This window comes from Neobacillus sp. GCM10027624 (assembly GCF_042675345.1).
Classification (GTDB): domain Bacteria; phylum Bacillota; class Bacilli; order Bacillales; family Cytobacillaceae; genus Neobacillus; species Neobacillus cucumis_D.
On record NZ_JBHTHD010000012.1, the window covers coordinates 1 to 19,041 of the forward strand.

Sequence of the window (19,041 nt, forward strand, 5' to 3'; positions counted from 1 at the left end):
ACATGTGGAGCTGACTGATACTAATCGATCGAGGACTTAACCAAGTCATATGTATCATATGAAGGTGAACTCGTTTTTACTAACACTTCTTCTGTATTATCTAGTTTTGAGGGAATGATACCTTAAACAAAATAGTCTGGCAATAATGGCGAGAAGGTCACACCCGTTCCCATACCGAACACGGAAGTTAAGCTTCTCAGCGCCGATGGTAGTTGGGGGCTGTCCCCCTGTGAGAGTAGGACGTTGCCAGGCTGTTTTATATGCGGGTGTGGCGGAATTGGCAGACGCACCAGACTTAGGATCTGGCGCCGCAAGGCGTGGGGGTTCGACTCCCTTCACCCGCACCATANCTGCCTTACAAGCAGAGGGTCGGCGGTTCGATCCCGTCATCCTCCACCATATATAGCCATTAGCTTAGTCTGTATTTCTTTAAACATCTGACTTAAGCTAGAATATGTTTTAGGGATAAACCCCAATACGAGCCATTAGCTCAGTCGGTAGAGCATCTGACTTTTAATCAGAGGGTCGAAGGTTCGAGTCCTTCATGGCTCACCATTTTTAAATGGAATGTAACAAAATTGGAGAAGTACCATAAGCTTTAATATGCGGAAGTAGTTCAGTGGTAGAACACCACCTTGCCAAGGTGGGGGTCGCGGGTTCGAATCCCGTCTTCCGCTCCACATTTTTGGCGGCATAGCCAAGTGGTAAGGCAGAGGTCTGCAAAACCTTTACCACCGGTTCGAATCCGGTTGCCGCCTCCAATTTTATAAGGTTATATTGAAATAGGTAATTTAATTCCATGGCGGTGTAGCTCAGCTGGCTAGAGCGTACGGTTCATACCCGTAAGGTCGGGGGTTCGATCCCCTCCGCCGCTACCAATTTAATATTTGATTATGGCGGGTGTGGCGAAGTGGTTAACGCATCGGATTGTGGTTCCGACATTCGTGGGTTCGATTCCCATCATCCGCCCCATTATTTAGATCGATGGGCTATAGCCAAGCGGTAAGGCAACGGACTTTGACTCCGTCATTCGTTGGTTCGAATCCAGCTAGCCCAGCCATTTTTATAAAATTGTGATATGCGGGTGTAGTTTACTGGTAAAACCTCAGCCTTCCAAGCTGATGTAGTGGGTTCGATTCCCATCACCCGCTCCAAATAAGGGCCTATAGCTCAGCTGGTTAGAGCGCACGCCTGATAAGCGTGAGGTCGATGGTTCGAGTCCATTTAGGCCCATAAAATATTGATATTGTTAAAATCAAAGTCCAATTCGCTATCGAATTGGACTTTTTTGAATTTAAATGCCTATTTAGTCGTAAAAGTAACGGACATGGTCATCGAAAGCTATTCTAGATGCCCGTCTGTTTGAAAAATCAGCATCCGTGTAACCCGAAAGTTGTTCTCGGTGCCCGCAAACCAGAAAAACCAGCATCCGCGGTAACCGAAAGTCCATCTAGATTCCCGAACACACCTAAAAAATCAAATTACGGTCATCGACCTCCACTCTTGATGCCCAAATAGCCTAAAAATGCTACATCGGTCACCTAGAATACAAACCATCAACTCAACGATTCCTCAAAAAAACCCAATGCATATTTAATGGCTTCCTCTACTTCATTGGTTTCATATCCCGTTAAATCCTCATCCGTTATTTCTAACTTTGTTCCAGTCAGGCTATAGCCGCTATCTAAATTAATATCAAGAAATACCTCATAGCCTTCGGTTGTCTTTGTGATTTCGATAATATCGTAATCACGAATGGCCGTGCCGGTTGAATATTCTAATGGCTCCAATTCTGACACAAAAAATCCCTCCTCAAATGAATATCAACCATATCATACCCACAAACAAAAAAACATATATAGAACAAACAGATGTTTTTGTGGGGGGATAAAATGAAGGTGGAAGCATTAAATATCGAAAAAATAAATGACTTTATAGAATACTGTAGGAAACATAGAAATGAGGTAGACGGTTCCTATCTTTTCGATGAAAACCTAAATGAGTTTGAGCCGAATAAAGAGAATCCTACCTATATAGTGGCCAATAAAAAGGGGCAGGCTATCGCAGCAGCATCTCTAATGATTGATGATTACCATCAAAGAGGACGAACGGCACGATTTAGAATTTTTCATTCCAAAAAAAAGAACCCAAAGTGTTTCCAATTGCTTTTGCAGTCCATATTCAATCATACAAAAAACTTAGATAAAATCTTCCTCTTTATCCCGCTAAATAATAAGTCCCTCTCTAAGTCGATCGAACAGTTAGGCTTTACAGTAGAACGGTACTCCTTCCTGATGGTGAGGGAGGATTTAGAAGTTCCCATGGTTATTTTTCCAAACGGATACACGATAAAGACCTTCAGATCTAGCAAAGATGAAGAAATTTGGTGTAAAGTTCGGAACGCGGGGTTTGCTAACCTGAAGGGGAGTGAAACCCCGATTACACCCGAGGACGTTAAGAAAATGGTTTCTAGTGGCGATTACCTTGAAGGTGGAATGAAAATCCTATTTCATAAGGAAAAACCAGTAGGGGTGGTCAGAGGTGCTGCTGATAAGCATGATGACGAACCAATAATGAATATTGGACCGCTAGCGATATTGCCAGAATATCAAAGAAAAGGATTAGGAAGAGTTTTACTAAGAGCTTCTCTACAATATGCCAGGGACCATTTTTACAAAAGAACGATTCTTTCAGTAAATGGAGAAAATGAAGGGGCAAAGGAGCTATATCATAAAGAAGGTTTTAAAGAAGTGGACGCGTTTGCATGCTATCAATTTGTTTTAAAAAAGTAAAGCAGGCAATCAAAAACGGTTCAAGCTTATAAAACTTTCCAATTTATGTTTTAATAGGATTGGTAAACTTATACTTTTCCAAATTATGAGAGGGAGGGATAAACGAAAATGATTGCAACACAATACAAAATTACATTACCAAGTGATTATGATATGAAGATCATCAGAGATAGGGTAAAAAATAATGGTCATAAAACAGACGGATTTGATGAACTGAAATTTAAACTATATTTGATAACAGAAAAAGGCATCAATCAAAATCTACAAAATAGTTATTGCCCCTTATATCTGTGGAAAGGCAGTAATGGTCTGAACAAGTTTTTGTTTAATGGATATTATGACAATATCCTCAACTCTTTTGGTTGGCAGCGGGTTAATGTAGGGATTCCACTAATTGATACCACCTCATCTAAAATTAAAGAGAATCAATATCTTTTTCAAATTACAAGAAATATCCCACCACAAGAAAGTTTAAATAACCTAAAGACTAAAATAGCGGAAGAGATTCCAACAATTGACGATGTAGAATATATCGTTATTTATAATCCGGATAAATGGGAATACGATGTGTTTTACTTTTTAAGTGATATAAGCCAGGTAAAAGAAGGGAGTGGAACAATTTATAATATACTACATATATCACAAGGGGAATAAAAATAGAAATGACGTGTGTCCATTCACACGTCATTTCTATTTTTATTCCATTTTTCAAGAAATTATTTGAAAATGGAACCCCTTATATGGGAACGGGAGAATTTAAAAACATTACTTCATTGAAGCATTGCGATGTTCATCAAAATCAATTTTGCATTCATGCAATGGAATAACCTTTGTTTTCTTAATAAATTTGTATCCAAACCACATGACAATGAAGAGCGGGATTCCGAGATAGGCAGCTATTATACCGCCCCACTCAATATGATCGCTCGTGAAAGCTTGATAATCCTGGGCCAATAGCACGATAAGACATAGTGCGAAAGCAAAGATCGGACCGAAAGGAAACCATTTAGAGCGATAGGGAAGATCTTCGAGTGAATAGCCTTGAGCAATATAAGCTTTTCGGAATCGATAATGGCTGGCAGCAATTCCTAGCCAAAAAATGAATCCTGTTACACCAACTGAATTCATCAGCCAAATATACACTACACCATCTCCGAAAAAGGAAGCAAGAAATGCAAACATTCCAACAAGGGTTGTTGCAATGATTGCAGGAACAGGAACGCCGCGTTTATTTAGTTTGGTAAAAATACGTGGTGCCTGCCCTTCTTCTGCCATTGCAAATAACATCCGGCTCGTAACATAAAGACAAGAATTTCCTGCTGATAGTACCGCTGTTAAGATAACTGCGTTCATCAATGATGCTGCAATCGCCAGCCCTGCCTTTTTAAATACCAGTGTAAAAGGACTAACCATGACGGTATCTCCTGCTAAACTGCTTGTAGTATAAGGAACAATTAACCCGATTACAAAAATTGCAAGACAGTAAAATAAGAAAATCCGCCAAAAAGTTGTCCGAATCGAGCGGGGGACGTTTTTCGCAGGATTTTCACTTTCACCCGCTGCAACCCCGATGATTTCTGTCCCTTGGAAGGAGAAACCAGCAGCGATGAAAATGCCCAATGTCGCCATAAACCCGCCGGCAAACGGAGCATCACCAATCGTAAAGTTTTTGAATCCAATGGGTTTTCCATTCATAATTCCAAAAATCATTAATAAACCTACAACAATAAAAATGACAATCGTGGCGACTTTAATAAATGAAAACCAATATTCCCCTTCTGCATATCCTTTGACCGATAAATAGTTTAATAAAAATATGGTGATTAAAAAGATTAGACTCCATAAAAATGAGGAACTGTGAGGAAACCAAAATTTCATGATCATTGTTGAGGCTGAAAGCTCTGCTGCAAGTGCTATCGCCCAGGAATACCAATAATTCCAGCCTAAAGCAAATCCGAGAGCTGGATCAATAAATCGGGTAGCATATGTACTAAATGCACCGCTAACCGGCATAAAGGTAGCCAATTCTCCCAGGCTTGTCATAATAAAATAAACCATGATTCCAATTAAAGTATAAGCGACAAAAGCTCCACCGGGTCCAGCTGCGTGGATGGCCGGGCCGCTGCCCAGGAAAAGTCCTGTTCCGATCGCACCGCCTAGTGAAATCATTGTCAAATGGCGGGCTTTTAATTTTCTTTGCAATGTATTAGGTGCTGTTGCTTCCTGCTGTTCAGTTCTTGGAGTTTGCTTTACATTTATATCGAGCATATAATACCTCCACTGAAATTAATTTAAATTGATTCAAGGGCTTTTAAAAAGTAAAACGGATTTGTTGCTTAAACTAGGAAACCGTTCATCAAAATGTTCAAATATTGATTCCTCATACACCTCCAAAAAATTTACAAATTTAGATATCAACGCCGATTACATCTGGTTGGAATTTTCAGATAAATTAACAATTGATTATAGTATAAAAGTGTTGTTTTTTCGGTGTCAACAAAATTTCCCCAACCTTTATAAAGTTATTAGTCTAATAAATTAGTTAATTAAAGTATTGAAGAAGGATTTGAACATGATTACAGCTTTTTTGAAATGAATCAATCTGCTGCAAAAAAATTATTTTAGAAAAACAAAATAGGTGCCTGGCACCACCCGAATTTTGTCGAAAAATCGGGTTTTTTTTTCATGGATTTTGTCAAAATCTGTTCAATAAAAATATTAAAAATATTCATTGCATTTAATGTATTCGTTGATTATAATACAAGACATAACAAATAAAACGTTTTCAACAGAAGGGAGGTTTAAAATTTTGAAAATCGCAGGAATGAATATTACCTTCAGGCATTTTCCTTTCCCATATTTTTTGGATTGTATGGATCGCCTGAATATAAGTAGTATTGAATTATGGGCCGGTGAGCCACATTTATATGTCTATCGAAATCTACTTAGTAATTTGAGAGAGATTAAAGCTAGAAACATAGAGATTGTCTGCTATACACCAGAACAATGCATCTATCCTTTTAATCTTGCTGCTTCGGATTCACGGTGGCGAAAAACGAGCATTGATTATTTTATTGAAAATTTACATGCTGCCGTCGAATTGGAGACGGATAAAATGTTAATTACATCCGGGATCGGTGATTTTTCCCGTACACAAGAAGAATCTTGGAAGTATGCAAGCGATTCTATTTTTCAAATCTCCAAAGCAGCTGAACAGGAAGGTATCACTCTTGCGCTTGAGCCATTAACGAAATTTGAGTCCAATCTCATTATTGACACACCTGGACTAAAGAGAATGATTGAAGAAATTCAATCCCCTTCATTAAAAGGGATGATTGATACCGTGGCCATGCAGCTGGCGGATGAAACACCGGATGATTATTTTTCGATGCTGCCAGAGTTAAGTCATTTCCATTTAATCGATGGCGATAGTGAGACAGATTCACACCTAGCTTTAGATGATGGACACCTAAATTGGAGAGAATATGTCAAAAGCCTTCAAAACCATCAATACGAAGGGGCATGTACCCTCGAGATTATGGGATCAAGTTATTATCAAAATCCACAAGATGCCGTTAAGAAATCATTAGAGAAATTAAATGAATTAGGAATCTTATAATCTAAAAATTTGGAGGAGCTCTTTATGAGTAATACTACGCTAACAAGAAAGCTCGGTTTTTGGTCGGCTTTGGCAATTGCTGTTGGAACGACCGTAGGGTCAGGTATTTTTGTCTCGTCCGGTGATGTTGCTAAAGCAGCCGGAACCCCTTCGATTTCCATTTTAGCTTGGATTATCGGCGGCATTATCGCCATCCCGCAAGTAATGGTTCTTGCTGAATTATCAACAGCTTATCCCGAAAATGGAAGCGGTTACGTTTACCTGAATAAAGCAGGCTGGAGACCTTTAGCCTTTTTATATGGATGGGCGACCTTCTGGGCATTGGATCCGCCATCGATTTCCATTATGGCTTTAGCTGTTGTTTCTTACTTAGCCAGCTTTTTTCCATTCTTCTCTGGGTTTGCCGGTAAATTATTAGGGGTTGCCATTATTTTGGTGATTACCTCGATACACTATCGGAGTGTAAAAGAAGGCGGTCTTTTTCAGGTGATTATTACGGCTGTAAAAATCATTCCATTTTTAATCGTTATTGCCTTAGGCTTGATGTACATGAATACTGGAAACTTTTCGTATACACCTCATGGTGGTGCAGTAAAAACAAGTCTAATAGGTGGCGTCTCTGCGACCACTTGGGCTTACACCGGTATGGCAGCTATTTGTTTTATGGCAGGTGAATTTAAAAATCCGGGAAAAATTCTTCCGCGTGCACTGATTAGTTCTGTCTTTATCGTGTTAATTTTATATACTTTGTTAGCCGTTTGTGTAACGGGATTAATGCCTTTTGATAAATTAATTCACTCAAGTGCAGCTGTTTCGGATGCTGTTAAGTATATCCCAGGGCTGTCTCATATTGCTTCATCCTTTGTCGCGATTACTGCCATTATTGTTATTTTAGGTTCATTAAGTTCCTGTATAATGTTTCAGCCGCGCTTAGAATATGCGATGGCAAAGGACGGTCTGTTTTTTAAACGTTTTGGACGAGTTCATCCTAAGTATGAAACGCCAAGCTTTTCAATTATTGTTCAGGTTACCTATGCATGTATTCTTGTGTTTGCAACCAATTTAACCACTTTGCTTGGATATTTTACCTTAATTCAATTGGTGATCAATATCTTGGATTTTGCAGCTGTTTATAAATGCCGAAAGCGGGATGACTATAATCCAATCTACCGGATGCCGATGTGGAGAATAACAACGATATTAGCCATTCTCGGAGCATCTTGGCTTGCATGGGGAACCTTTACTTGGGCTCCTTGGCAGGGGATGGTTGCAGCATTTATTGTTATTGCCACAGGATTGCCAGTCTATTTCTACTGGGAAAAAAGATATGGATCTAAGAACGGCAAGGATGACAATTTAGTAGCGTAATGATTTTTGGGAAGTTGGCTCACCTTGAACTACCTTCCTAAAATTTTTTTGAAAAAGCAATTGTATAATTTGTAATGTTTAATTATAATACAAGACATAACAAATAAATCATTCGGAGGAATTCGCCATGTTAAAATTTGATGAAGAGTTATTCCTGAAGCTTGTAGAAAAAGAAGGGCTTGCATTTAGGGGGCAAATCGAAGAAATTGTCGATTCAATCTGTCAAAAAGGATACAGTAATCTTTTCCTAATTGGTGCTGGTGGAACGATCGCGATGATGTATCCCTATGAATATATTTTAAAATCCAATTCAACGATTGATGTTCATGCCGAAATTGCAGCAGAGTTTATGGTCATGAACAATAAGCATTTTACGAAGGATTCGGTTTGTATCTTTACCTCCGTATCGGGAACAACACAAGAAACCGTTGCCGCTGCAGAGTTTTGTAAAGAAAGAGGGGCTACCACGATTGCGTTGGTTGCGGAGCCAAATACTCCCTTAACAGAGGTAGTGGATTACTGTATCACAACTGGTTCAGAGAAGCATTCCTTTGATACGTTCTTTATGTTGTTATACATGGTAATCTTCCGATTCATGCATAACAACAATGAGTTTCCACAATATGAGCAATTCACGAAGGAGGTCTCCTTGCTGCCGCAAGCGATTCTTAATGCTGTTAAAGCTTTTGATAAAAAGGCTGAGGAATTTGCGATTAGACATAAGGATACTGATTACCACATGATGGTCGGTTCAGGTAATCTGTGGGGGAACACTTACTCCTATGCAATGTGTATTTTGGAGGAAATGCAATGGATTCATGCGAAATCGATTCATGCAGCGGAATTTTTCCATGGCACGCTTGAACTAGTGCTCGAAGATACGAGTGTTATTTTACTTAAAGGGGAAGATGAAACGAGACCGCTGATGGACCGTGTTGAAAGATTTGCTGAAAAAATTACCAGCCAATTAACCGTTATTGATACAAAAGACTTCGAAATGGCGGGGATCAGCGAAGAATTTAGAAAGCACTTCTCCGTCAGCATTAACTGGGCAGTGTTAAGCCGCATCAGCGTTTACCTTGAGCGGGAGAGAAACCACCCATTAGAGCTAAGAAGATACTATCGTAAAGTAGAATATTAAGAATGTTAATGAGCACTACCTTGTAGTGCTCGTTTCTTCAATTTAAAAGAAGGCGGGGGTAAGAATGAGAATTGTAACAGTTGGTGATAACTGTATGGACGTCTATCTTGGAAGCGGGAAAGCGTTTCCCGGAGGAAACCCTGTGAATGTTGCTGTCTACTTGAAGGAGTTGGGGTCGGACTCTTCCTATATCGGCTGGGTTGGGAATGACCAATATGGTGATCAAATGATTGAGGCGGTCCAGGGCAGGGGCGTGGATACGACATTTCTCACGAAAAAGGACGGGAAAACAGCGGTAACACATGTTGAATTGATTGATAATGACCGTCGTTTTGGGGATTATGATGAAGGAGTAATGGCTCAGTTTACCTTAACCGATGAGGAACTGGAGTTTATTCACACCCATCAGCTTGTTCACGCTGGAATTTGGGGACATGTTGAATGGTATTATCCTCTTTTTAAACAAAAAGGATTGCTCACGGCATTTGATTTTTCAGATCAGTTAGAGCATGGTCTGGCTAAAACATTGCCCGCCTTTGTGGACTATTCCTTCTTTTCTTATTTGAAGGATGACGAATATATCAGAGGATTCTTAAAGGATGTTAAAAAACAAGGTTCTAGGGTGGCGGTGGCTACGTTAGGAGAAAATGGCTCGATTGCTTACGACGGCAAGCAATTTTACCAGTGCGGAGTGTTAGAGGCCGATGTTGTTGATACGATGGGAGCAGGAGATTCATTTATCTCGGGCTTTATTTATGGAACACTGCAGGGACAATCTATCCAACAATGTTTAGCATTAGGGACTAAAACGGCAGCAAAAACCATCCGCTATTTCGGCGCATGGTGACGATAGCCGGCCGGCAATGTATAATAAATGTATAAACACATGACGGATAGGATGAAAAGTATGAATTTAAATGCTTCAACTCCCCAGCCCCTCTATATGCAGATTAGGCAAATGCTGCAGAATGATATTCAGCAGGGGAAATATAAGCCGGATGAACAGATTCCCACGGAAGCGGAGCTTTGTGAAACGTACAATGTCAGCCGAATCACGATCCGAAAAGCCATTGAAGAATTGGTGAAGGATGGTACATTGACACGTATACCGCGCAGGGGAACGTTTGTAGCTTCGAATAAGTTTCACAATGAACTGTTATCTGTAAGCGGGTTCTCGGAGTTCAGTCACCAGTTGGGGATGATTCCAAATTCCCGTATTCTTAAAAGTGAAGTGATTACGGCACCAAAGGATGTTGCTGAACACCTCAAGATTAAGGAAGGGAGTCCGGTACTAGAACTAGAGCGGCTTATGTATGTGAATGACCGTCCACTTTTCTATGATATTGCACATTATTCGCTTATTCAGTTTCCGGATTTGGAAAAGAAAATCGCAATGGACGAATCCACTTATAAAATCCTTTCAGAGGATTACAACACAGAAATCGTCAGCAACGATAAAATCATCGATGTAATCGGTGCAACAAAGGAATATGCCAAATACCTAGAATGCGATATCGGAGCCAACCTATTCAGAATCCTAAAAATCGCCTTTGACTCAAACGACCAACCCGTCCACCTCTCCACATTCATGTGTGAAACAAGCAAAGTAAACCTAACCGTCCATCGGGCGAAATAGACCATTTGAGTGAATTGACAAAATTCGGGCGGTGCCTGTCACCGCCCGAATTTTGTCGAATATAACAAGGGATTATTCTCACCACTCAAATGATTTCATTTCTTTTAATACGGATAGGAAGTACTCCCAATTATTGATGGTTGAAGGTATGCTTAGGTGTTCGTTTGGAGTATGGACATTGTACATATCTGGTCCAATTGAAATGGCGTCCAGTCCCGGGATTTTATCTATCAAAATTCCGCATTCAATACCGGCGTGTACGGCAATGATCTCGATATCTTTGTTGTGTTGATCCTTAAACACCTTTTCAAATACTTGACGAATCTTTGAATCCGGATTATAAGGCCACTCTGGATAATCGTTTTCCATTACCAATTCACAGCCAAGTATTGCCGCTATTAAACAGGCCTTTTTGACTATATCCTCTTTTAAACTTTTCACCGAACTTCTTGAATCACTAGCAAAATGGAGTTCTGTTTCGGAAGTAGTTATCACTCCTAAGTTAGTCGAGCTCTCCACCAATCCCTCAATGTCCATACTCATGCTTCCAATGCCGTTTGGAATAAGCATCAGCGAAGTAATCGCTTTTTGTTTGGTTTCCTCTGAAAAAACATGAGTAAACTCTAACTCCACATTATTTAAGGTAATATGTACCTCCGGGTCGGAAGTTTTCAGTTCGAATTGTAAAATAGTATTCCATTCATCTATTTTAGCTTCTAATTTTTTAATAGAATTCCCGGCAACGAAAATAATTGCATCGGTTTCACGGGGAATCGCATTGGTTGCTGACCCTCCGTTAATTTGCTGTAAAAAATAAGGAAGGTCTGATAATAGGTCCGATAAGATGCGCCCCATGATTTTATTGGAATTGCCTCTTCCTTTATTGATCGATATCCCGGAATGACCGCCTTTTAATCCTTTGATACTTATACAATAGGCTGATGTGTTGTTTGGAGCCTCCTCCCAAACAATTGGAAGGATCTGCGTTGTTTTTATCCCGCCAGCACTGCTGACTAATAGCTTATGGTCCTCTTCTGAATCAATATTAATCAGGATTTTCCCCTTAAGGTCGGAAGGGTCTACGGCTAAAGCTCCACCCATCGTTGTTTCTTCTTCAGTTGTAATGATCACTTCAAGGGAAGGATGTTGAATTTCTGTAGAGTCTAATAAGGCAAGAGCGTAGGCAACAGCTACTCCATTATCAGCTCCTAATGTTGTGTCCGTTGCATAAAGCATATCTTCAATGATTCGTAACTGAATGGGATCCTTTTTAAAGTCATGAACAGTCCCCTTGTTTTTCTCACATACCATATCCATATGTCCTTGGATAATCACGGTCGGTATATTCTCGTAACCAGGACTGGCCGCTTTTTTGATGATCACATTTAATGCCTTATCCTGTTTTACCTCTAGATGACGTTCCTTAGCAAAATGAACCAAGTAATCACTTATGGCTTTCTCGTTCCCGGAGCCCCTTGGAATCTTTGAAATTTCTGAAAAAAAGTAAAATACAGGGTGCTGAATTAAGTCTTCTAAACGTTTGTACAATAGAATCATCCTCTCAATTTAAAATTACGGTCCATAATTGATTGCGACTGCGATGATCATAAAGATAATCTCCATGACCATGATGGTGATGAAAAGTGGCCATAAAAATTTATACCAGCGATCGACGGGAATGCCAGCTATTCCACAGATGACCACAACAGTGGAAGGCCAAAGCATGTTTGCAAATCCGTCTCCAAATGAGAATGCTAGAACGGCAATTTGACGATTGATCCCAATGAGATCGGATAAAGGTGTCATAATTGGCATTGAAATGGTTGCCGCTGCACTTCCTGATGGTACAAAAAAATTAAGCAGAGTTTGCACAATAATCATGCCGGCGGATGCTGCATAGGGAGATAAGTTTTTAATGACATTGGCCATATAATAGACAACCGTATCGATAATATGCCCGTCTTCTAAAATAACGAGAATCGCATTCGCCATTCCGATTAAGAGTGCGGCATATACCATATTTCTGCAGGCTTCAATGAACGTATCTGCTACTTCAGCGAGCGTGAGTCTGTTTACTAAACCAATAGCAATCATCATAATGATGAATACACCTGATAATTCAGGAAGGTACCAGCCAAATTTCACAGTCCCGGTAACCAAGGTAATAATCGTACAAACAAACAACCCTAAGCTAATCTTATGTGGAACGGTGAATTTTGTATCTGTTAGACCGCCTTGTACAATGCCGGATAAAAAGGGGAATTGTACATTCTTTACAATACTCTTTTCAGGATTTTCTTTCACCATTTTAGCGTAGCGCATGACGAAGAATATGGAAATAGACATAAAGACAACAAATGCAATGGCACGAAAGGCAATACCCGAAAAAAGCGGAATGCCAGCAATACCTTGGGCGATGCCGACGGTAAAAGGATTGGTAACGGCTGCTGCAAAACCTGTGGTAATACTGACGTAAACAATGGCAACACCAACCAATGCATCATACCCAAGTGCAACAGTGATTCCCATCATGATCGGAATGTATCCATAACTTTCTTCATACATCCCAAACCCCGCACCCATGGCTCCAAAGACAAGCATAAATACGGGAATGATTAGGCCTTCTTTTCCTTTTAGTTTTCGAACGAGTGCACCTATGCCGCTATTAAATACTCCGGTTTTTGTCAGGATAAAGATAAAACCATAGGCGAAAAAAAGGTAAAAAATAATTTCTGCCCCGTGCAGCATTCCTTTTTGAATACTTATAAACATATTAAAAAAACTAACGGGTGTTTGATGAACGGAATGATAGGAATCCGGCACAACTAATGACCTTTTTGTAACAGGATCCTCCACTCGGTCAAATTCACCTGCCGGAATGATATAGGTGAAAAGGGCAGTTATGAGAATGATTAGTCCCATAAAAACATAACTATGTGGCATTTGCAGTTTAAATTTTCTTTTGGTTACCTGATTTGGTTCCAGCAAAACGACTTTTTCCAAAACCGATCAACTCCTATTAATATTATTCATAATATTCTGTTAATTAAAAATGGACGGAAGATTAGATTAAACCATTATTATATAAACCCTTACTGTGATAAAATATGGGTCAAATACAAAATGTCTAATCAATTATACGTTTTTTCGATTGGAGTTAAACATTATGTCTGAACGGATATTTACTGTAAGAGATATTATAAAACGGCCCCATTTCAGCGAGGCAAAAGTAATTGCAGGGTTTAACGGTATGAACCGTCAAGTAAAATGGATTCATATTCTTGAAACCAATGAAAATCAAAGTCTCATTGATGGAAATGAGTTAATTCTTACAACAGGTCTGTTTTATAATGGCGATCTAAATTCTTGTTTATCATTCCTTCGGGAGCTCATTCGGAAAAATGCTTCTGCTCTTTGTATTGAGTTAGGGTCGAATTTTTCATCAATTCCGAGTGAAATGATTGAAATGGCGGAAACCTATGATTTTCCAATGATTATTTTTACTAGAAAAGTTAAATTTGTTGAGATTACTCGTGATATACATGCATTATTAATCAATTCCAATGCAAAGGTTTTAAAGGAATTAGAAACCTTTCATAAAAAATTATCGCAATTAAATTTACAATCAAAAGGGATCAGCACCATTCTGCAAACGTTTCATCAAATGCTTTCATTAAACGTCATTTACTATCCCATTGACGGTGACCCGATCTTTCTACCACAGTTAAATCCAACTATTCAAAAGGAATGTATAGAATTATTTAAAATGCAGATGGAGAAATGTTCTATTGATAGTACAGAACAAATGCGAAAAACTGTTCATCAGGATAACATCTTACTCTATCAACCAGTCATTGCGATGGGGCAGTGTCTTGCATATGTTGGTATATGGATGGTTGAAAGGGATGTAGATGAATTCCTATCTCTATCATTAGACTATACTGTCACTGCCATCGCCCAGAATTTATTACGCCGTTTATTCATTGAAGAGAGAAATTTCCACGAACAAAATATTCTATTAAACGATATTTTGAACAACCGTATCCAAGGGGAGGAGCTGCTTCGGACAAAACTTGGCCTTATCCCAAATGATATGCGTGATTTTTGTTTTTACTGTGGTGTTATGGAATGGGGTTTCCCAAGGTTGAATTCCACCTATGATGATTTAGGAACTACTCAGCAAAGTGTGGTTGTTATGACCCGAAATATGTTGAAGCGCCATTTTTTTCAAACGGTTATTCTTCCCTTGGGGAACCGTGTGTATTTGCTTGTCTATCAAACGCAAATTGATCGCAAACAAATGCGGCCTATTCAGGAACGTATCGGTATGGCGGTACTTCAATTAAAACAAGCGGTTGCAAATTTACTGGAAAACCGAGAAATCTTTATTGGGATGAGTAACCCGGCTCATTTACTCACCCAAGCCTACCAAGGTTTTCAAGAAGCGAAGCAAGTAATTGAAATCGCTAAAATAACTGAATCAAATCCCGATCCGTTTTATGAGAATATGGGGATTTTTCGTATCCTATTAAATATGAAAGACGATCGAACTACCCCTTCGTTCATCAATGATTATTTGGGAAGGGTAATCCAATACGACAAGGAGCATGGACACCAGTTGCTTGAAACCCTTAAAGTATATTTAAATAATAATAGTTCGAAGCAGAAAACGGCCAAGGAGCTGTTTATCCACCGCCAAACCTTGTATTATCGTCTCGACAAACTCGAAGAACTACTTGGTGATTTAACCAATCCAGAACGGCGGATTTGTATTGAACTTGCTCTGCGGGCCTACGAGCTCAATCGCATGAATTTCTTTTAAAACAGCTAGAAGGTATTCCCAGGTTTTTAAGGTGGACGAGATGCTTAAATGTTCATTTGGTGTATGACTGTTATAAACATTAGGTCCAATTGATATAGCATCCAAGTCCATCTTTTCTAAAAAAAGACCACATTCAATGCCGGCATGAATTGCAATTGATTCGATCTTTTCTCCGTATTTTTCTTTATATACCATCTCAAAAAGTAATCTGATTTTCGAATTTGGGTTATATGGCCATTCTGGATAATCATAGCCAAATGTCACTTCACAACCAAGAATACTTGCAAGGGTTTTCATTTCATTCATCATCTTGTCTTTTAAACTTTTTTCAGAACTTCGAATGAAACTTTCAAAAGTAATGTCTGTATCATGTGTTCTTACCACACCCAAGCTAAAGGAACTTTCCGCTATACCAGGGAAATCCAAGCTCATATTTTCTACACCGCTGGGTAATAAGAGCAATGCAGCAATTACTTTTTCCGTTGTTTCCTTTGAAAATACTCTCTGGCAAACTTCTTCTTTCTTTGTAACTTGTGCAAGTACTTGTCCATCGGAGTGCCTTAATTCATTCTTAAAGATCTGGTTCCATTGGGCCACCTCATCCTCTAACTGACCAACTTTTTTGGGATTAATTAGAACGAGAGCTTCTGCCTCTCGGGGAATGGAAGTGTCTTTTGTACCGCCGGTCAACCCTGTCAGGCTAAACTCCATTTTCGTAGATAACCCCTGTAAAATCCGGCCCAAAAGTTTGATGGAATTCCCTCTTCCTTGATTGATACAAAGGCCCGAGTGACCGCCTTTTAATCCGCTAATATGAATGCGGCAGAGAGTTTTATTCTTCGCTGAATCATCCCAAAAAATAGGGAGGTTAAATGTATTGGCAATCCCGCCTGCACCACTGACCAATAGTTTTCCCGATTCGTCTGAATCTAGATTGATTAAGATGGTTCCGCTTAGAAGGGAGGTGTCCAATTCACGGGCACCTTTCATTGTCAATCTGCCTTCTGTCGTAAGGACCACTTCTAGATTTGGATGAGGAATCCGATTAGAGCTCAATAATGCAAGAGAGTAGGCGAGAGCAATCCCGCTATTGGCACCTAAGGTCGTATCTGTTGCATAGAGCATATCTCCTTCAATTCTTAATTGGAGAGGATCCTTCACAAAGTCATGTTCTGCATCATTTTTATCCTCAATCATGTCCATCGGCCCTTGAATAATGACAGTGGGGGCGTGTTCGTACCCCGGTGAAGCAGGTTTTTTAATAATGATATTTAAAGCCTGATCTTGGATGATTTCTAACTGATGTTCCTTTGCAAAACGAATCAAAAAATCACTTATTTCTCTTTCCTGACCAGACCGCCTTTTTATTTTTGATATTTCAATGAAATAATGAAAAATGGTAAATTGCGCTAGTTCGTGTAAACTGCTAAACAAGATGGACACCCCTTTATCAACTAACAATGCTATTTCATTGTATCAAAAAGGTATTAAGTCTTTCATTGTTTGTTACAGTTTAGATCCAATTAAGCCTGGTCAGCTGCCCTCCCTTCCTTAAACCAATGGTACCAAAAGTATCAGATAATTCTAAATGTACAAAACGCTAAAGAAAAACCAGTAAAATTCATACAAAGTGTCACGGAAGGGTGATTCGACAAAATTCGGGTGGTGCCTGTCACCACCCGAATTTTGTCGATAAATTAAATTTATTTTTAAAACCGACTTGACTTATAGGAATTGTCAAATTATTATATTATTAATCTATTAGAGAGACTGAAAAGTAAAAAAATTCTTGTCCCGTGATATTTAAAGCGGGTTTTTGAATTTTAATTCCTTAGTGAGGTGGATATGTTGCAACTTCAGGTATTAAACAGTCCGTTTAGTCAGGAGCAGGCAGAGCTCCTAAACCGTATTCTGCCGACATTGACAGACCAACAAAAACTTTGGTTAAGCGGATATCTAGCTGCTTCCCAGTTTTCGGGGGCGCAAGCAGCTGCACCGGCAGCTTCACAAAATGCTGGTCAGGCCGTAACCAAAGACGTAACCATTCTTTACGGTTCACAATCAGGAAATGCGAAAGGGCTTGCTAATAAAGCAGCCAAAACCTTGGAAGGAAACGGTTATCTTGTCACACTTTCTTCCATGAGTGATTATAAACCCAACAATTTAAAGAAAGTCCAAAACCTGCTGATTGTTGTGAGTACACACGGGGAAGGAGATCCGCCTGATAATGCGATGACTTTCCATGAGTTTCTTTACAGCAAACGGGCACCAAAGCTGGAAGGATTACAATTTTCCGTATTAGCTTTAGGGGACAGCTCTTATGAATTTTTCTGCCAAACAGGTAAACAATTCGATGATCGTCTCGAGGAACTTGGTGGAACAAGGCTTTATCCGCGATTTGACTGTGATGTCGATTTTGATGAACCAGCTGCAGAATGGCTGGAAGGCGTTCTTAGCAGCCTAAAGGATGCTCAAGGTGCAGGCGCTGCTGAAGCCGCCGCTGCTGCCAGCACCCTGCAAACAACTGAATCCGTATACTCAAGAACGAATCCATTTAAAGCGGAAGTGCTTGATAACATCAATCTGAATGGTCGGGGATCGAATAAAGAAACGCATCACCTCGAACTTTCACTTGAAGGGTCTGGTCTTACGTTTGAGCCAGGAGATAGTTTAGGCGTATATCCTGAAAATGATCCGGCTTTAGTTGAGCAGCTTCTAACTGAATTAAAATGGTCCAAAGAAGACCAAGTAACCGTAAAACAAGGCGATGTTCGCACCCTTCAAGAAGCGTTCCAATCATACTATGAGATTACGACTTTAACAAAACCGCTTCTTGAAAAAATTGCACAGCTTTCCACAAATGGGGAAGTAAAAGAGCTTGTTGCGCCAGGAAATGAAGAAAAATTAAAAGAGTACATCAATGGACGTGATGTATTAGATTTAGTCCGTGACTTTGGCCCTTGGGGTAATTCAGCACAGGAGTTTGTCTCGGTTCTTCGTAAAATTCCGGTTCGTCTCTATTCAATTGCGAGCAGTTTAGCTGCTAATCCGGATGAAGTACATTTGACAATCGGTGCGGTCCGTTATGAGGCAAATGGCAGGGAAAGAAAAGGCGTTGCCTCCACGTATGTAGCAGATCGTCTGGAGTCCGGGGATCATGTATCTGTTTTCATTCAGCAAAATGAAAACTTTAAATTGCCTAAAAATCCTGAGACACCAATCATCATGGTTGGACCTGGTACAGGTGTGGCACCGTTCCGTTCCTTTATTCAAGAACGTGAAGAAAACGGTGCAGAAGGGAAATCATGGTTGTTCTTCGGTGACCAACATTTCGTGACCGATTTCCTATATCAGACTGAAATGCAAAAATGGCTGAAAAATGGGGCACTGACAAAGTTGGATGTTGCTTTTTCAAGGGATACAGAAGAAAAAGTATATGTACAACACAGAATGCTTGAGCAAAGCAAAGAGCTATATACATGGCTTGAAGAGGGTGCAGTTGTATACATCTGCGGAGATGAAAAACATATGGCACATGACGTCCATAATACCTTTATTGAAATTATCGCAAAAGAAGGCGGCTTAAGCCGTGAAAAAGCAGAAGAATATCTGGCTGAAATGCAGCAGCAAAAACGTTATCAGCGTGATGTATACTGAGAGGAG

15 protein-coding genes, 9 tRNA genes and 1 rRNA gene are annotated in these 19,041 nt (G+C 39.8%); 19 read left to right on the plus strand and 6 right to left on the minus strand.

The features are described from left to right. Positions 1–135 precede the first annotated feature (135 nt). From rrf to ACFQZ9_RS20845, 10 genes are all read left to right on the plus strand, one after another. Positions 136–252 (plus strand): 5S ribosomal RNA (gene rrf, locus ACFQZ9_RS20800). Between the two features lie 10 nt (positions 253–262). Next, positions 263–347 (plus strand) — tRNA-Leu (locus tag ACFQZ9_RS20805). A gap of 132 nt (positions 348–479) precedes the next feature. Then, a tRNA-Lys gene (locus tag ACFQZ9_RS20810) sits at positions 480–555 on the plus strand. Between the two features lie 50 nt (positions 556–605). Further along, positions 606–680 (plus strand) — tRNA-Gly (locus tag ACFQZ9_RS20815). A gap of 7 nt (positions 681–687) precedes the next feature. After that, positions 688–761 (plus strand) — tRNA-Cys (locus ACFQZ9_RS20820). A gap of 40 nt (positions 762–801) precedes the next feature. Beyond that, positions 802–878, plus strand: a tRNA-Met gene (locus tag ACFQZ9_RS20825). 18 nt (positions 879–896) lie between these two features. Next, positions 897–972, plus strand: a tRNA-His gene (locus tag ACFQZ9_RS20830). 13 nt (positions 973–985) lie between these two features. Next, positions 986–1,060: transfer RNA gene (locus tag ACFQZ9_RS20835), tRNA-Gln, on the plus strand. Between the two features lie 20 nt (positions 1,061–1,080). Beyond that, a tRNA-Gly gene (locus tag ACFQZ9_RS20840) sits at positions 1,081–1,154 on the plus strand. A gap of 5 nt (positions 1,155–1,159) precedes the next feature. Continuing rightward, a tRNA-Ile gene (locus ACFQZ9_RS20845) sits at positions 1,160–1,233 on the plus strand. A gap of 73 nt (positions 1,234–1,306) precedes the next feature. Here the strand turns inward: ACFQZ9_RS20845 and ACFQZ9_RS20850 are convergent. Beyond that, the gene (locus ACFQZ9_RS20850) at positions 1,307–1,450 is read right to left on the minus strand and encodes a hypothetical protein (protein ID WP_498945196.1); all 144 of its coding nucleotides are present in this window, start codon (positions 1,448–1,450) and stop codon (positions 1,307–1,309) included. Between the two features lie 106 nt (positions 1,451–1,556). Further along, positions 1,557–1,799 carry a hypothetical protein gene (locus ACFQZ9_RS20855; protein WP_198313476.1) on the minus strand — a complete coding sequence of 81 codons (243 nt, stop codon included), beginning with the start codon at positions 1,797–1,799 and terminating at the stop codon, positions 1,557–1,559. A gap of 93 nt (positions 1,800–1,892) precedes the next feature. On the opposite strand from ACFQZ9_RS20855, the gene ACFQZ9_RS20860 reads away from it, so the two are divergent. Together ACFQZ9_RS20860 and ACFQZ9_RS20865 are read left to right on the plus strand one after the other, a co-directional pair. Then, a complete protein-coding gene (locus ACFQZ9_RS20860; RefSeq protein ID WP_498945197.1) occupies positions 1,893–2,792 on the plus strand; it encodes a GNAT family N-acetyltransferase in 900 nt (299 codons plus the stop codon). 108 nt (positions 2,793–2,900) lie between these two features. Next, positions 2,901–3,446 carry a DUF4865 family protein gene (locus ACFQZ9_RS20865; protein WP_498945198.1) on the plus strand — a complete coding sequence of 182 codons (546 nt, stop codon included), beginning with the start codon at positions 2,901–2,903 and terminating at the stop codon, positions 3,444–3,446. 111 nt (positions 3,447–3,557) lie between these two features. Here the strand turns inward: ACFQZ9_RS20865 and ACFQZ9_RS20870 are convergent, their stop codons facing one another. After that, entirely contained in the window at positions 3,558–5,060 is a 1,503-nt protein-coding gene (locus tag ACFQZ9_RS20870; RefSeq protein ID WP_498945199.1) for an amino acid permease, read from the minus strand. Positions 5,061–5,601: 541 nt separating this feature from the next. Between ACFQZ9_RS20870 and ACFQZ9_RS20875 the strand changes: the two genes are divergently transcribed. The 5 genes from ACFQZ9_RS20875 to ACFQZ9_RS20895 all read left to right on the plus strand — a co-directional run bounded on the left by ACFQZ9_RS20875 (position 5,602) and on the right by ACFQZ9_RS20895 (position 10,556). Next, positions 5,602–6,411: a sugar phosphate isomerase/epimerase family protein gene (locus ACFQZ9_RS20875; protein WP_498945200.1), complete on the plus strand. Its 810-nt coding sequence runs from the start codon at positions 5,602–5,604 to the stop codon at positions 6,409–6,411. 24 nt (positions 6,412–6,435) lie between these two features. After that, on the plus strand, positions 6,436–7,779 hold the full coding sequence (locus tag ACFQZ9_RS20880) for an amino acid permease (RefSeq protein ID WP_498945201.1): 1,344 nt from the start codon (positions 6,436–6,438) through the stop codon (positions 7,777–7,779). Between the two features lie 127 nt (positions 7,780–7,906). Beyond that, positions 7,907–8,920 (plus strand): SIS domain-containing protein, encoded by a 1,014-nt coding sequence (locus tag ACFQZ9_RS20885; RefSeq protein WP_198313482.1) that lies wholly within the window; start codon positions 7,907–7,909, stop codon positions 8,918–8,920. 64 nt (positions 8,921–8,984) lie between these two features. Continuing rightward, the gene (gene frlD / locus ACFQZ9_RS20890; protein ID WP_498945202.1) at positions 8,985–9,767 is read left to right on the plus strand and encodes a fructoselysine 6-kinase; all 783 of its coding nucleotides are present in this window, start codon (positions 8,985–8,987) and stop codon (positions 9,765–9,767) included. Positions 9,768–9,827: 60 nt separating this feature from the next. Then, a complete protein-coding gene (locus tag ACFQZ9_RS20895; RefSeq protein ID WP_498945203.1) occupies positions 9,828–10,556 on the plus strand; it encodes a GntR family transcriptional regulator in 729 nt (242 codons plus the stop codon). Between the two features lie 78 nt (positions 10,557–10,634). Here the strand turns inward: ACFQZ9_RS20895 and ACFQZ9_RS20900 are convergent, their stop codons facing one another. Together ACFQZ9_RS20900 and ACFQZ9_RS20905 are read right to left on the minus strand one after the other, a co-directional pair. After that, the gene (locus ACFQZ9_RS20900) at positions 10,635–12,104 is read right to left on the minus strand and encodes an aminoacyl-histidine dipeptidase (protein ID WP_498945204.1); all 1,470 of its coding nucleotides are present in this window, start codon (positions 12,102–12,104) and stop codon (positions 10,635–10,637) included. A 24-nt stretch (positions 12,105–12,128) separates the two neighbouring features. After that, positions 12,129–13,559: a YfcC family protein gene (locus tag ACFQZ9_RS20905; protein ID WP_498945205.1), complete on the minus strand. Its 1,431-nt coding sequence runs from the start codon at positions 13,557–13,559 to the stop codon at positions 12,129–12,131. Positions 13,560–13,722: 163 nt separating this feature from the next. Here ACFQZ9_RS20905 and ACFQZ9_RS20910 point away from each other — a divergent pair, with 163 nt between their 5' ends. Further along, a complete protein-coding gene (locus tag ACFQZ9_RS20910) occupies positions 13,723–15,378 on the plus strand; it encodes a PucR family transcriptional regulator (protein WP_498945206.1) in 1,656 nt (551 codons plus the stop codon). On the opposite strand, the gene ACFQZ9_RS20915 is transcribed toward ACFQZ9_RS20910, so the two are convergent. After that, on the minus strand, positions 15,301–16,812 hold the full coding sequence (locus ACFQZ9_RS20915; protein ID WP_498945207.1) for an aminoacyl-histidine dipeptidase: 1,512 nt from the start codon (positions 16,810–16,812) through the stop codon (positions 15,301–15,303). The two genes, ACFQZ9_RS20910 and ACFQZ9_RS20915, sit on opposite strands and share 78 nt — an antisense overlap. 414 nt (positions 16,813–17,226) lie before the next feature. On the opposite strand from ACFQZ9_RS20915, the gene ACFQZ9_RS20920 reads away from it, so the two are divergent. Then, complete coding sequence (locus ACFQZ9_RS20920; protein WP_498945228.1) at positions 17,227–19,035, plus strand: diflavin oxidoreductase; 1,809 nt, start codon at positions 17,227–17,229, stop codon at positions 19,033–19,035. The last annotated feature ends 6 nt before the right edge of the window (positions 19,036–19,041 follow it).

What these genes read in the sequence shown, in the direction of transcription:
- ACFQZ9_RS20895 (WP_498945203.1), top strand. Translation starts at nt 9,828, where the DNA reads ATGAATTTAAATGCTTCAACTCCCCAGCCCCTCTATATGCAGATTAGG.
- ACFQZ9_RS20865 (WP_498945198.1), top strand. Translation starts at nt 2,901, where the DNA reads ATGATTGCAACACAATACAAAATTACATTACCAAGTGATTATGATATG.
- frlD (WP_498945202.1), top strand. Translation starts at nt 8,985, where the DNA reads ATGAGAATTGTAACAGTTGGTGATAACTGTATGGACGTCTATCTTGGA.
- ACFQZ9_RS20885 (WP_198313482.1), top strand. Translation starts at nt 7,907, where the DNA reads ATGTTAAAATTTGATGAAGAGTTATTCCTGAAGCTTGTAGAAAAAGAA.
- ACFQZ9_RS20860 (WP_498945197.1), top strand. Translation starts at nt 1,893, where the DNA reads ATGAAGGTGGAAGCATTAAATATCGAAAAAATAAATGACTTTATAGAA.
- ACFQZ9_RS20850 (WP_498945196.1), bottom strand. Translation starts at nt 1,450, where the DNA reads ATGGACTTTCGGTTACCGCGGATGCTGGTTTTTCTGGTTTGCGGGCAC.
- ACFQZ9_RS20910 (WP_498945206.1), top strand. Translation starts at nt 13,723, where the DNA reads ATGTCTGAACGGATATTTACTGTAAGAGATATTATAAAACGGCCCCAT.
- ACFQZ9_RS20880 (WP_498945201.1), top strand. Translation starts at nt 6,436, where the DNA reads ATGAGTAATACTACGCTAACAAGAAAGCTCGGTTTTTGGTCGGCTTTG.
- ACFQZ9_RS20870 (WP_498945199.1), bottom strand. Translation starts at nt 5,060, where the DNA reads ATGCTCGATATAAATGTAAAGCAAACTCCAAGAACTGAACAGCAGGAA.